9 protein-coding genes are annotated in these 13355 nt (G+C 73.9%); 7 read left to right on the forward strand and 2 right to left on the reverse strand.

All coding sequences use genetic code 11. The annotated features are described in order from the left end of the window. Nucleotides 1-65: 65 nt before the first annotated feature. Nucleotides 66-2225, reverse strand: a complete 2160-nt coding sequence (locus tag ACZ7H1_RS23020; RefSeq protein ID WP_470789169.1) for a RecQ family ATP-dependent DNA helicase — start codon at nt 2223-2225, stop codon at nt 66-68. Between the two features lie 111 nt (nt 2226-2336). On the opposite strand from ACZ7H1_RS23020, the gene ACZ7H1_RS23025 reads away from it, so the two are divergent. From ACZ7H1_RS23025 to ACZ7H1_RS23055, 7 genes are all read left to right on the forward strand, one after another. Next, nucleotides 2337-3617: a DUF4192 domain-containing protein gene (locus tag ACZ7H1_RS23025; protein WP_470789171.1), complete on the forward strand. Its 1281-nt coding sequence runs from the start codon at nt 2337-2339 to the stop codon at nt 3615-3617. A gap of 125 nt (nt 3618-3742) precedes the next feature. After that, complete coding sequence (locus ACZ7H1_RS23030; protein WP_470789173.1) at nt 3743-5776, forward strand: glycogen debranching N-terminal domain-containing protein; 2034 nt, start codon at nt 3743-3745, stop codon at nt 5774-5776. Between the two features lie 115 nt (nt 5777-5891). Then, on the forward strand, nt 5892-6653 hold the full coding sequence (locus tag ACZ7H1_RS23035; RefSeq protein ID WP_470789175.1) for an NUDIX hydrolase: 762 nt from the start codon (nt 5892-5894) through the stop codon (nt 6651-6653). Between the two features lie 115 nt (nt 6654-6768). Next, nucleotides 6769-8547, forward strand: coding sequence for an ABC transporter ATP-binding protein (locus tag ACZ7H1_RS23040; protein ID WP_470789176.1), 1779 nt, complete (start codon nt 6769-6771; stop codon nt 8545-8547). Between the two features lie 170 nt (nt 8548-8717). Continuing rightward, nucleotides 8718-9605 carry a FadR/GntR family transcriptional regulator gene (locus tag ACZ7H1_RS23045; protein ID WP_470789178.1) on the forward strand — a complete coding sequence of 296 codons (888 nt, stop codon included), beginning with the start codon at nt 8718-8720 and terminating at the stop codon, nt 9603-9605. A 392-nt stretch (nt 9606-9997) separates the two neighbouring features. Beyond that, on the forward strand, nt 9998-11578 hold the full coding sequence (locus tag ACZ7H1_RS23050) for an RNA polymerase sigma factor (protein ID WP_470789179.1): 1581 nt from the start codon (nt 9998-10000) through the stop codon (nt 11576-11578). 171 nt (nt 11579-11749) lie between these two features. After that, nucleotides 11750-12574 carry a S1 family peptidase gene (locus tag ACZ7H1_RS23055; RefSeq protein ID WP_470789181.1) on the forward strand — a complete coding sequence of 275 codons (825 nt, stop codon included), beginning with the start codon at nt 11750-11752 and terminating at the stop codon, nt 12572-12574. A 112-nt stretch (nt 12575-12686) separates the two neighbouring features. Here ACZ7H1_RS23055 and ACZ7H1_RS23060 read toward each other — a convergent pair whose 3' ends face one another. Continuing rightward, a complete protein-coding gene (locus ACZ7H1_RS23060; RefSeq protein ID WP_328968168.1) occupies nt 12687-12917 on the reverse strand; it encodes a DUF7455 domain-containing protein in 231 nt (76 codons plus the stop codon). Nucleotides 12918-13355 lie beyond the last annotated feature (438 nt).

Here is a 13355-nt window from a genome sequence, read left to right on the forward strand (position 1 = left end):
CGACCGGATTCAGACGGTATGCCGTTCATATCCTTGCCCCGCCGCGCCGCCACTGACGCATCACGCTAGGGCTGAACCGCGAGGACCAGCGGAAACACTCCCTTCGCTCCCGCCTTGCGCAGCAGGCGCGCGGCCACGGCGAGCGTCCAGCCGCTCTCCGAACGGTCGTCGACGAGGAGCACCGGACCCGGCGCCGCGGCGAGCGCGTCGGCGACCTCCGCCGGCACGGCGAGCGCGTCGTGCAGTCCCCGGACCCGCTGTGCGCTGTTGGACGAGGGAAGGCCGTATCCCGGCAGGTCGGCCGTGTACGCCAGCGTGCCCAGCAGCGGCATCCGGCCCACCTCCGCGATGCGTTGGGCGAGCGAGCCGATCAGCGCGGGCCGCGTACGGGAGGGGACCGCGACGACGCCGACCGGGCGGGCGGGAGCGTCGGGCGCGCCCGACGCCCAGCCTCCCGGGCCCCTGGCCCAGTCCGCGAGCACGTCCACCACGGCCTTGGCCACGTCGTCCGGAATTGGCTGGTCCGGGGCCTGCGGAGCGAGCATGGGGCGGAGCCGGTTGCCCCACCCGATGTCGGAAAGACGGCCCAGCGCCCGTCCGGTGGCGGCCTGTTCGCCCGCCGGGATCCGCCCCTTGAGGTCCACCCCGACCGCGGCCAGGCCCGTCGGCCACATCCGGCGCGGCTCCAGCTCCACCCCGGGGCGGCCCAACTCTCCGCGGGCCGTGTTCAGCGCCGCGGACGACACGTCCGCGGTGTACCGGGCTCCCGCGCAGTTGTCGCAGCGGCCGCAGGGCGTCGCCTCCTCGTCGTCCAGCTGCCGCCGCAGGAACTCCATCCGGCAGCCGTCGGCTGCCGCGTAGTCCCGCATGGCCTGTTGCTCCGCGGCCCGCTGCCGCGCCACCCAGGCGTAGCGCTCCGCGTCGTACACCCACGGCTCGCCCGTGGCCGTCCAGCCGCCCTTGACCCGGTGCACCGCGCCGTCCACGTCGAGCACCTTGAGCATCGTCTCCAGGCGGGTGCGGCGCAGGTCGACGAGTGGTTCGAGAGCGGGCAGCGACATGGGCCGGTCAGACCGGGCCAGGACGTCCAGCGTCCGGCGCACGAGCTCCTCGGGCGGGAACGCGACCGAGGCGAAGTACTGCCAGATGGCCTCGTCTTCGCGGCCGGGGAGCAGCAACACCTCCGCGTGCTCGACGCCGCGGCCGGCGCGGCCCACCTGCTGGTAGTAGGCGATGGGAGAGGAGGGCGATCCGAGGTGGACCACGAATCCGAGGTCCGGCTTGTCGAAGCCCATGCCCAGGGCGGACGTCGCGATCAGCGCCTTGACCCGGTTGGCCTGGAGGTCCTCCTCCGCCTGCTGGCGGTCGGCGTTCTCCGTCTTGCCCGTGTACGAGGCGACCGTGTGGCCGCGGTGGCGCAGATAGGCCGTCACCTCCTCGGCGGCGGCGACCGTCAGTGTGTAGACGATGCCCGACCCGGGCAGTTCGTCGAGGTGGTCGGCGAGCCAGGCCAGCCGGTGCGCGGCGTCCGGCAGCTGAAGGACCGCCAGGCTCAGGCTCTCCCGGTCCAACGGCCCGCGCAGCACCAGCGCGTCCGTACCCGCTCCCGTGCCCAGTTGGTCTGCGACGTCCGCGGTCACGCGGGCGTTGGCCGTCGCGGTGGTCGCGAGCACGGGCACGCCCGGCGGCAGGTCGGCGAGCATGGTGCGCAGCCGGCGGTAGTCGGGGCGGAAGTCGTGTCCCCAGTCGGAGATGCAGTGTGCCTCGTCGACGACGAGCAGGCCGGTGGCGGCGGCGAGCTTGGGCAGCACCTGGTCGCGGAAGTCGGGGTTGTTGAGCCGCTCGGGGCTCACCAGCAGCACGTCGACCTCGCCCGCTGCCACCTCGGCCTGGATGGTCTCCCACTCCTCCGGATTGGCGGAGTTGATGGTCCGTGCGCGGATGCCGGCCCGGGCGGCGGCCTCCACCTGGTTGCGCATCAGCGCGAGCAGGGGCGAGACGATCACGGTGGGCCCGCTGCCGGCGGCCCGCAGCAGTGAGGTCGCCACGAAGTACACCGCAGACTTCCCCCAGCCCGTGCGCTGCACGACGAGCGCCCGCCGCCGGTCCGCGACGAGGGCCTCGATCGCCCGCCACTGGTCCTCACGCAGGCGTGCGGTTCCTGTCGGATCACCGACGAGGCGTGCGAGTACGGAGTCGGCCGAGGCCCTGAGGTCTGCGTTCATGCCCCCATGCAACCCGATGCCTGTGACATCGCGCGAACGCTCCGGCCCGCCTGTGGATAACTTTATCCACAGGGGTCGCGCGAAACGGCCGGTCCGCGGGACCGTCGGGGCATGACGAACCTCAACGAATCCGCGGGGTCGCGCCCCGCCGAGCAGATCACCCTGCGCAGCCCCGGCGAGCTCGCCGACGCCCTGCCCTACATGGTCGGGTTCCATCCGAGCGACTCGGTCGTGATGGTCGCGGTGCACGGGTCCGGCGGCCGGTTCGGGGGCCGGCTGCGTGTCGGAATCCCCCGCGCCCAGGCCGAGTGGGAGGACCTGGCCGGGCAGGTCGCCGACTGCCTGGTGTCCGGCAGCATCCGGCGCGGCGGCCGTCCCGACGGCATCGTCGTGTTCCTCTGCCGGGAGCCTGAAGCGGGCCGCAGCGGCCTGGACGTGATGACGGGGCTGCGGCCGCTCGCGCAGAAGCTCCGGCTCGCCTGCGGCGCCCTCGACGTCCCCGTGCTGGAGGCGCTGTGCATCTCGGGCGGCCGGTACTGGAGCTACTGCTGCCCCGACCGGCGCTGCTGTCCGCCCGAGGGCACCCCGCTGGCCCTCCCCGGCACCTCGGTGACGGCCGCGACCGCCACCTACGCCGGACTGCAGGTACGCGGCTCGCTGCGGGACCTGGAGGGTCGCCTGGCCCCGCTGGGCGGCCCCGCGGCCGAAGCGCAGGGGCACGCCCTGGACCGGGCCGCCGCCGCGCTCGTGCCCCGCATGCTCGACGGCACCACCCGCGCGGAGGTCGGCGCCGAGACGATCTCCCTCGCGGGCAGGGTGCTCCGGCGCTTCGCCCAGGCGCCGCCCGCGGACGCGGGCGAGGCCGCGGACTGCTGGGACGACGCGCTCCTCGACGACACGGAGGCGGCCGCGCTCGTCCTCGGCCTCCAGGACCGCGAGATCCGCGACGTCGCGGCGGAGTGGATGGAGGGGGAGGAGGCACTGCCCGCGCTGCGGCTGTGGCGGGCCCTCGCCCGCCGCTGCGTGGAGGGGTACGACGAGCACGCCGCGGCCCCGCTGACCCTGGCCGGCTGGGTCGCCTGGTCCACCGGCGACGAGCCGTACGCCCGGATCGCCCTGGCCCTCGCCCTGCGGGCCGACCCCGGCTACCGCTTCGCCGAGCTCCTGCACCACGCCTGCAACGAGCAGCTCGACCCGGAGAGCCTCCGGGAGTGCCTGCGTGAGGAGCGGCGCCGCCGCGAGCAGCCGCGTCGCCCCGCACAGCCCCGCAGGCGCCCGGGCGGCGCCCGCAACCAGGGCGGCCGGGCCCGTCCGCGGGCGGGGTCGCCCGCCGGGCGGCGTGCCAGGGCCACGGGGCGGGCGGAGAAGCGCACCGCGGGGAGCGGGGAGTGACGGGGACCCGGGCCCGCGTCCGGCCCGTGACCCGGCGTGCCGCCGACGCGTTCAGCAGGGTGGTGGAGGGGGCAATCCCGCGCCGCCGTCCAGCCGAACCGTCCGGAGCGCAGACAAGGCGACGCATGCCCCATACCCTTCCCCCCGCCCGCAGACCCCCGTCAGAGCCGCCGTCCGGCGGCCGCGCGGCCGCGCCGCACGCCGGCCCGCCCCGCCGGCCCGCAGGCGAACTCCCGCCCGTACACGGGGCCCTCATCTCCGTCTCCGCCCCGTGCCTGGCCATCTCTCCGGAGCACGGCCAGCTCACCGGCCGCGGCCTCGACGGCATCTACCGGGCCGGCCGCAGGCTCCTGTCCCGCTGCCTGCTGAGGGTCGCCGGCCGCGACCCGGTGGCGGTGCAGGGCCGCAGCCTCGGGGCCGACCGGGCCGGCTTCACGGCCACGGTCCGCACCGGCGCCGACCCCGGGCCGGACCCCGACGTCACCGTGGACCGGATCCGGCACGCCGACGGCACCGAGCGGATCACCCTGCGCAGCCACGCGAGCCGCCGGATCCGGCTGCCCGTGGAGATCTCGCTCGGCACCGACCTCGCCGAGCTGGGCACGGTGGCCGCCGGCCGGGCCGGACCGGACCTTCCCGCGGGGGTCCACGCGGCCGGCCTGCGCTGGAGCGGCCTCGGGGTGCACGCCGTCACCACGGCCGAGCCCGCACCCGACGACGCGCTGGCCGCCCTGGGCCTGCTGCGCTGGGAGTTCGAGTTCGCCCCGGGGGAGTCCCGGACGATCGAACTGCGCACCTTCCAGGACCGCACCGCGCGGATCCCGGCGGGCCAGCTGACGGGCACCCTGGCCGAAGCCGCGGCCGAGGGCGACGACCCGCGGGCCGAGGCACTGCTGCGCACCGGCCTCGACGACCTGCGCGCCCTGCTGCTGCGCGACCCGGCCGAGCCGTCCGACATGTTCGCCGCAGCCGGCGTCCCCTGGCGCTGCGGCCTCGCCCCCGCCGAATCCCTGTGGGCCGCCCGGATGGCACTGCCCCTCGGCACCGGACTGGCGGCCGCCACCATGCGGACCCTGGCCCGTACGCAGACCGGCGGCCGCGGCCCCGACGCCGGGATGATCCCCGGGCCGCTGCGTGGAGCGGGCCCGCAGCTGCCCCCCGGCTGCACGGGCACGGAGGCCACGCTGGCCTTCCCTGCCGTGCTCGCCGAGGCCAGACGCTGGGGACTGCCGGAGAAGGAGCTCGACGCCCTCCTGCCCGCGGCCGAACGCTGCCTGGCATGGCTGCGCAAGGCCGCCGACGGGGGACTGCTCGCCGACCCCGGCGGCGGCCCGCGGCGCTGCGAGACGCAGGCACACGCCCACCGGGCCGCACTGCTCGGTGCCGACCTCCTGGACGGCTGCGACCGCCCGGGAGCCGGCGAGCTGCGCGACTGGGCCGCCGCCCTGCGAGCCGAGTTCGGCGAGGCCTTCTGGATCGACGGACCCGCCGGCGGCGCCCCCGCCGCCGCCGTCCACCCCGACGGCCGCCCGCTGCCGTACCTCGCGGGAGTCACCGCGCACCTCCTCGACACCGGACTGCTCGGCGGCGGGCAGTACGCGCGCGGGCTCCTCGACGGCGTCCGCACCGAACAACTCGGCAGGCTCCTGGGCGCACCCTCCATGGATTCGGGCTGGGGGCTGCGCAGCCTCGGCGTCAAGGACCCGGGGCACAACCCCTTCGGGCACCGCTCGGGCGCCGTCCGGGTCCACGAGACCGCGGTTGCCGTCGCCGGCCTCGCCGCCGCCGGACTGGAGAAGGAGGCCGGGACCCTGCTGCGCGGCTTCATGGACGCCGCCGAATTCTTCGGCCACCGGCTTCCCGAGATGTACGCGGCCCCGCAGCGCACCGCGGGCAGCGCCCCGCTGCCGCATCCCGCCGCCTGCCGGCCGGCCGCCGTGCCGGCGGCGGCAGGGGTCCACGTGCTGACCGCCCTGGCCGGCATCCGGCCGGACGCACCGGCCGGCACGGTGGCCCTGTTCCCGCTCGCCGGTGCGCCGCTGGGCGCCCTGAGACTGTCCGGCCTGCGCGTGGCCGGGGAGCCGTTCTCCGTCCGCGTCAGCCGACTGGGCCTCGGCATGGTGGAGGAGGCCGCCGACGCGCTGCAGCTCGGCGTCTGAGGCGCCGCTCGCCGATCGGGCCGGCCCCGGCCCGATCGGCACCCGCCCCGGGGTGCCCGGTGAAGGAGATCACCAAAGGACTGTTTATCGTCAGGGAGACGACTATGATCGCGTCATGCCCTACGACCCGTCGGCCTTCCCGCCCTTTGCCGTCACCGTCGACCTGGTCGTGCTCACCGTGCGGCGCCACGCGCTCTGCGCGCTGGTCGTCCGCCGGGGCGAGCAGCCGTTCCAGGGCCGCTGGGCGCTGCCCGGGGGCTTCGTCCGCGGCGAGGAGGACCTGGCGGCCGCCGCCGCCCGGGAGCTCTCCGAGGAGACCGGGCTGTGCGCCCACGACCCCGCCGAGCCCGGTGCCGGCAACGGCGCCCACCTGGAACAGCTCGCGACGTACGGCGACCCCAAGCGGGACCCGCGGATGCGCGTCGTCAGCGTGGCCCACCTGGTCCTCGCCCCCGACCTGCCCGCCCCGCGGGCAGGCGGCGACGCCAACAGTGCCCGCTGGGCTCCGGTCGACGAACTCCTCGGCGACGACGGCGGCTTCGGCCACGACGGAGACGGGCCCGCCGCGCTGGCGTTCGACCACGCGCGGATCCTCGCCGACGGGGTCGAGCGCGCCCGCTCCAAGATCGAGTACTCCTCGCTCGCCACCGCCTTCTGCCCGCCCGAGTTCACCGTGGGCGAGCTGCGCCGGGTGTACGAGGCGGTCTGGGGGGTCGCACTGGACCCGCGCAACTTCCACCGGAAGGTGACCGGCACCCCCGGGTTCCTGGTCCCTGCCGGCGGCACCACGACCCGTCAGGGCGGCCGCCCCGCCCAGCTCTTCAGGGCCGGCGGGGCCACGCTGCTCAACCCGCCGATGCTGCGCCCGGAGGTCTGACGGGGGAGGTTCGGAGCATGCCGGGCCGAGTTGCGTTAAAAATCGGACATATCGCGTTATCTTCCAGTGGTATTCACCGCGCCGCAGAGCGGTCTCACCACCCGCGGGAGAAGCGATGCTCCAGGCCATCGGACTGACCAGTGCCCCCCGCAGAAACCTACCGCCCGCCGTGGACGACCTCACGTTCGAGGCGCGGCCCGGGACGGTGACCGCCCTGCTCGGTGAGCCGGGCTCGGGCAAGACGACCGCCCTCCGGCTGATGCTGGAGCTGGAGCCCGGCCGCGGAGTCACGTATTTCCGCGGCCGCCCCCTCCACCGGATCGCCCACCCCGCCCGCGAAGTGGGCGCCCTCCTCGGCGATGTGCCGGGTCACCCCGCCCGGACCGTCCGCGGCCAGCTGCGGATGCTCTGCGCCGCCGTGGGGGTGCCGGCCTCCAGGGCCGACGAGATGCTCGAAGTCGTCGGCCTCGCCGGGCTGCGCGACCAGCGGATCGGCTCGCTCTCCGCAGGCATGGACCGGCGGCTCGGCCTCGCCACCGCCCTGCTCGCCGACCCCTGCACCCTCCTGCTCGACCAGCCCGCGGCAGGCCTCTCCGCGCGCGAGCAGCTCTGGCTGCACGGACTGCTGCGCAGCCACGCCGACCTCGGCGGCGCCGTCCTCTTCACGACGGACGACCCCAAAGAGGCCGCCCGCAGCGCCGACCGCGTCGTCAGCATCGACCGCGGGCGGCTCCTCGCCGACCAGGAGGCGGTCGACTTCGCCCGGACCCGGCTGCGCCCGCGGGTCGCCGTACGGACCCCGCACGCCCCCCGCCTGGCGGCCCTGCTCGGCCGCGAGGCCCGGGCCTCGAAGAAGTCGGTGGAGGTCGTCGAGGAGGGTGGGAACCGGCTCTCCGTCTACGGCAGCAGCTGTGCGGAGGTCGGGGAGACCGCCTTCCTGCACGGTGTACTCGTCCACCAACTCGCCGACGAGACAGGCGACTCGGGACCGGTCTCCCTTCCCCGCCCCGCCGGTCCGCCCGACGCCGCCACCACGGCCTCCCGCCCCACAGGCGCCGCCGGTGGACCGGACGCCCCCGAGCCCTCCCGGGCCGCCGGACCTGCCTCGGCCGTGCGCCGCGTCGGCGGGCCGCTGCGCCCCTTCCGGTACGAGCTGCGCCGCGCCGCGGGCACCCGCACCGTCGCCGTCGTCTCGGCAGCGGCGGTCGTGCTGTCCGCCCTGCTCACCCTGCTGATCGCGCGCTCCGGCGGCCTGCCGCAGCCCCGGCTGCTGGCCGCCTGGCCGCAACTCCTGCCGCTGCCGCCTGCCGCGCTCGGCGCCGGACTGCTGGGCGCGCTGGCCTTCGGGGAGGAGTACCGCTACCCCGCCCTCGCCGCCGACCGCGGCACGGTGCCCCGGCGGCTGGGGCTGCTCACCGCCAAGCTCGTGATCTCCGCGGCGCTGGCCCTGGCCATCGGGGCGCTGGCCGTCGTGGCCGACGGCGCCGCGCTGCGCCTGGTGTTCGACACCGACCTGGTGCGCGTTCCCCGGGACTGGGTCTCCCCGGCGGCGAGTTGGGCCGGGCTGCTGGTCGGCTGTGCCTGGGCCGGGGTCCTGGCGTCCGGGGTCTTCCGCTCCGCCGCAGCGGGGATGGCCGCCGTGCTCGCCGTACCGGTGCTCGTGGTGCCGCTCGTCCGCAAGGCGTTCGCGGGGCCGTCGGTGTACGAGACCTCCGGGATCGCCGAGCGGCTGCGCGGGATGACGTGGGCGCACTGGCCTCCCGAGGCCGACCGGCTGGTCCTGGGGGCGTTCCGCGTGCTGGCCCAACCCGTCGGCACGGCCCTGGCGTTGTCGCTGGTGATCCTGTTGTGCGCGTATGGCTTCACCGGCCTTCGCAACAGGGTCCGTTGGTGATCGTTTGGATGCGCAGGAAGTCCGGATCGCACTCCGGGGACCGCAACTCCCCGAAAAGCGCCCGGTTCTTTACGATAAGTCGTCAATTGCGCAGGTGGCACCGATCACCCTTTCGTGTGCTTTTCACCAAAGACCTCAAGGGGCGCCGAACCGAGGCCGACAAAGGATTCGTGAGTACCCTTGCGCACACCATGATGACCGCCGCCCGCCACGCCGATTCCGGCCTCGCCGGCCCGGGCGAACTCGACCGCTACCCCTACGCGGAGGCCCCCGCCCCCGACCGCGTCGGCGTGCCCCACTGGGACGGCGCCGACGTCGAGCTGAGCCGGGTCGGCCGTCGTGCGGCGGGCAGCCGCGGCCGTGGCCTGCACGGCCAACTCGTCCAGCAGCTCGGCCAGATGATCGTCTCCGGCGACCTCGGCGCGGACCGGCCCCTCGTCCCCGAGGAGATCGGCCAGCGCTTCGAGGTGTCCCGCACCGTCGTCCGCGAGTCGCTCCGCGTCCTGGAGGCGAAGGGCCTCGTCAGCGCCCGTCCGAACGTCGGCACCCGGGTCCGTCCCGTCAGCGACTGGAACCTCCTCGACCCCGACATCATCGAGTGGCGCGCCTTCGGGCCGCAGCGCGAGGACCAGCGGCGCGAGCTGAACGAGCTGCGCTGGACCATCGAGCCGCTCGCCGCCCGCCTCGCCGCCGGACACGGCCGCCAGGACATCCAGCAGCGGCTGTCCGACATGGTCGAGATCATGGGCCACGCGCTGGCCCAGGGCGACGGGATCACCTTCTCCCGCGCCGACAACGAGTTCCACGCCCTCCTGATCCAGGTCGCGGGCAACCGCATGCTGGAGCACCTCTCGGGGATCGTCTCCGCGGCCCTCCAGGTCTCCGGCAGCGCCGTGACCGCCTGCGAGCGGCCCAGCGAGTCCTCCGTCGCCCACCACGGCCGGATCGTCGAGGCCCTCGCCGCCGGCGACGCCCTGGGGGCCGAGAACGCCATGCGTCAGCTCCTGACGGTCCATCCGGAGGTGGAGCGCGTCGTCCCGGCACCGCGCGAGCACTGACGCGCCGGGCGGGCACGGCCGTGGCAGGCACCCCGCGCCGCCGCCGCGGCGGCGGGCCGACACGCGTGTCGCCGGACCTCTCGGGGTCCGGCGACACAGGTGTGAGCGCGGCGCGCCGGACGGGTCGGTGCCGCGCCGCCATAGGACCGTATGAGAGGTTTTGCCTGTAGACGGTGTGACTCGGGCCACGAAGATTGGGCGTAACGCTCCGCGAGGTCGAGCGATGACCTAAGAGGTGATGGCCGACGGAGGGAAGACAGCAGCCGTTGTGGGCGCTGTACAGCTCCCCGGCCCTGCCCGCGCCGCCGGCCCATCCCCGCTGGTGGTCGTCGGCTCCGGTCCAGCACCAGGCCGGGGTCGGAAGCCGTTCCCATCGTTCCGAGAGGTTGTTCGTGTCGGCCAGCACATCCCGTACGCTCCCGCCGGAGATCGCCGAGTCCGACTCTGTGATGGCGCTCATCGAGCGAGGCAAGGCCGAGGGGCAGATCGCCGGCGATGACGTGCGTCGGGCCTTCGAGGCCGACCAAATTCCGCCAACCCAGTGGAAGAATGTTCTGCGCAGCCTCAACCAGATCCTCGAGGAAGAGGGTGTGACGCTGATGGTCAGTGCCGCGGAGTCGCCCAAGCGCACCCGCAAGAGCGTCGCAGCCAAGGCGCCCGTCAAGCGCACGGCCACGAAGACCGTAGCGGCGAAGGCGGCCGTCGTGAAGACCGCGGCGGACGAGGCCCCGGCGGTCGGTGCGGCCGACGTGGACGCGCTTGCCGGCGAGATCGAGAACGAGACCCAGGCAGAGGCCGCGCCGGCGAAGAAGGCCGTGGCCAAGAAGGCGGCGGCCAAGAAGGCGGCGCCTGCCAAGAAGACCGCTGCGAAGAAGACGGCGGCAAAGAAGACCGCGGGGAAGAAGGACGGCGACGAGCCCGGCGGGGAAGAGGCGCTCGGAGACGGTCCCGGCACGGCGAAGGCCGGCGAGGGCGAAGAGGAGGAGGGCGGCGAGGCCAAGGGCTTCGTGCTCTCCGACGACGACGAGGACGACGCGCCCGCCCAGCAGGTCGCCGTCGCAGGTGCCACCGCGGACCCCGTCAAGGACTACCTGAAGCAGATCGGCAAGGTCCCGCTCCTCAACGCCGAGCAGGAGGTCGAGCTCGCCAAGCGGATCGAGGCGGGCCTGTTCGCCGAGGACAAGCTGGCGAACGCCGACAAGCTCGCCCCCAAGCTCAAGCGCGAGCTGGAGATCATCGCGGAGGACGGCCGCCGGGCCAAGAACCACCTGCTGGAGGCCAACCTCCGTCTCGTGGTCTCGCTGGCCAAGCGCTACACCGGCCGCGGCATGCTCTTCCTGGACCTGATCCAGGAGGGCAACCTGGGCCTGATCCGCGCGGTCGAGAAGTTCGACTACACCAAGGGCTACAAGTTCTCCACGTACGCCACGTGGTGGATCCGCCAGGCGATCACCCGCGCCATGGCGGACCAGGCCCGCACCATCCGTATCCCGGTGCACATGGTCGAAGTGATCAACAAGCTCGCGCGCGTCCAGCGCCAGATGCTCCAGGACCTGGGCCGCGAGCCCACCCCGGAGGAGCTGGCCAAGGAGCTCGACATGACCCCCGAGAAGGTCATCGAGGTCCAGAAGTACGGCCGCGAGCCGATCTCCCTGCACACCCCGCTCGGCGAGGACGGCGACAGCGAGTTCGGCGACCTGATCGAGGACTCCGAGGCCGTGGTCCCGGCCGACGCGGTCTCCTTCACGCTCCTCCAGGAGCAGCTGCACTCCGTGCTCGACACCCTGAGCGAGCGCGAGGCCGGCGTGGTCTCCATGCGCTTCGGCCTCACCGACGGGCAGCCGAAGACCCTCGACGAGATCGGCAAGGTCTACGGCGTGACCCGCGAGCGGATCCGCCAGATCGAGTCGAAGACGATGTCGAAGCTGCGGCACCCCTCGCGCTCCCAGGTCCTGCGCGACTACCTCGACTGATCCGGGCGCCGCTTCCGGCGGCGCCGCGGTCGGAGCCCGGTCCGGAGGCCCGGTCCCCCTCGGGGCCGGGCCTTCGCCATGCACGGGTGAAGGTGCGGGCGCGAGGGTGCGGGCCGGACCGGGTCGTACCACTCTGGGTGGAGTCATGTACACACAGAGTCAGGAGGTCCCATGCGTCGTCCCTTTGCCTGCACCCTGGCGGGCGCGCTGACCCTGGCGGCGGGGGCGGCCCTGGCGCCGCTGGCACCCGCGCCGCCCGCGGCCGCGGACAGCGTGGTGATCGGCGGCAGGCCGGTCCTTGCCGCCGAAAGCCCCTGGGTGGTGGCGCTCGCGAGCCGTGACCGGTTCGGAGGTATCCGTGCGGGACAGTTCTGCGGCGGTGTGGTGGTCGCGCCGACCAAGGTGCTCACCGCGGCGCACTGCCTGGCCCCGCAGGTGCTCGGCGGGCCCGTCGAGGCGCTGCGCGACCTCCGGGTGATCACCGGGCGTGCGGAGCTGCGAGCCGACGAGGGCCGGGAGATCGCGCTCGTGGGGGCGCGGATCAATCCCGCGTACGACCGGTTCACGAATACCGGCGATCTCGCCGTACTGACACTCGGCGAAGCCGTTCCGGCACACTACGTACTCCCCCTGGCCGGTCCCGGGGATCCGGCCTACGCGCCGGGCACCGAGGCGGACGTGTACGGCTGGGGCGACACGAGCGGGTTCGGCGACTACGCGACCGGGCTCCGTTCCGCGCGGGTGACGGTGCTCCCCGACGAGGTCTGCGGGGAGGCCTATCCCGGGGGCCCTGAGGGCCGCTACGCGGCTGGCGAGATGGTGTGCGCAGGAGACGCCGGGGGTGGCCGGGACGCCTGCCAGGGGGACAGCGGGGGGCCTCTGGTGGCCAACGGGCGCCTCATCGGCCTGGTGTCCTGGGGCCGGGGCTGCGGGAGGGCCGACAGTCCGGGGGTCTATACCCGGATCGCCCCGCTGGCAGGCCTCGTGACCGGCTGAGCGCATGCCGTAACGGCGTGCGGACATGAGGACGGGCGGCCTCCCTGGTTCACAGGGGGGCCGCCCGTCGACCGGTCCTGGACCGGTCCTGGCTCGTCGGGATGGAGGCCTGTCAGCGGTCTTCGGTGTCGGCGCTGGCCGGAGCGGCCGTGAGCCGCTCAGTCTCATCCTGTATTTCCGCGGCGATCTTCTTGAGTTCCGGCTCGAACTTGCGGCCGTGGTGGGCGCAGAAGAGCAGTTCACCGCCGCTCAGCAGGACGACGCGCAGATATGCCTGGGCGCCGCAACGGTCGCATCGGTCAGCGGCCGTCAGCGGGGTCGCGGGTGTCAGAACAGTAGTCACGTCGCCTCTTCTCTAGCTCGACGAGCTGTCGTACCAGGGTCAACATCCAACCAGGCCGAAAACGTTCCCGCTCGCGGCTTTTCCTCGAAACTTTTCCTTCCGAGCTGGCCGGCTGTTGCCGGTTGGCGGCGAAGGAGCCGTATTGCGTTGCTCTACGGTTTCGCGTTGCTTGGCGTTGTCGGTCGCAGTCCATGGTCTCCCGGCGGGGTTGCCGGTTGTTCATGAGGACGTGCCCGAACCCTAAATGGTTCATGCCTCGAAGGGAACGTGATGTTTGCTTCACCCCATCGAGGGATCGAACATCCGTACGGATCTGCACTAGGCTGAAGATGCCGCAAGGGTGGCGTTGCACCGGCTCTACCAGGCCTCGGTACCCTCTGAGCGGTAACCGAGCCACTCCTGCGCCCGACCGGGCCAGAAAAGAAATTCAGCGAGGAG

The sequence above is a fragment of the Streptomyces sp. NPDC037401 genome, from assembly GCF_055602345.1.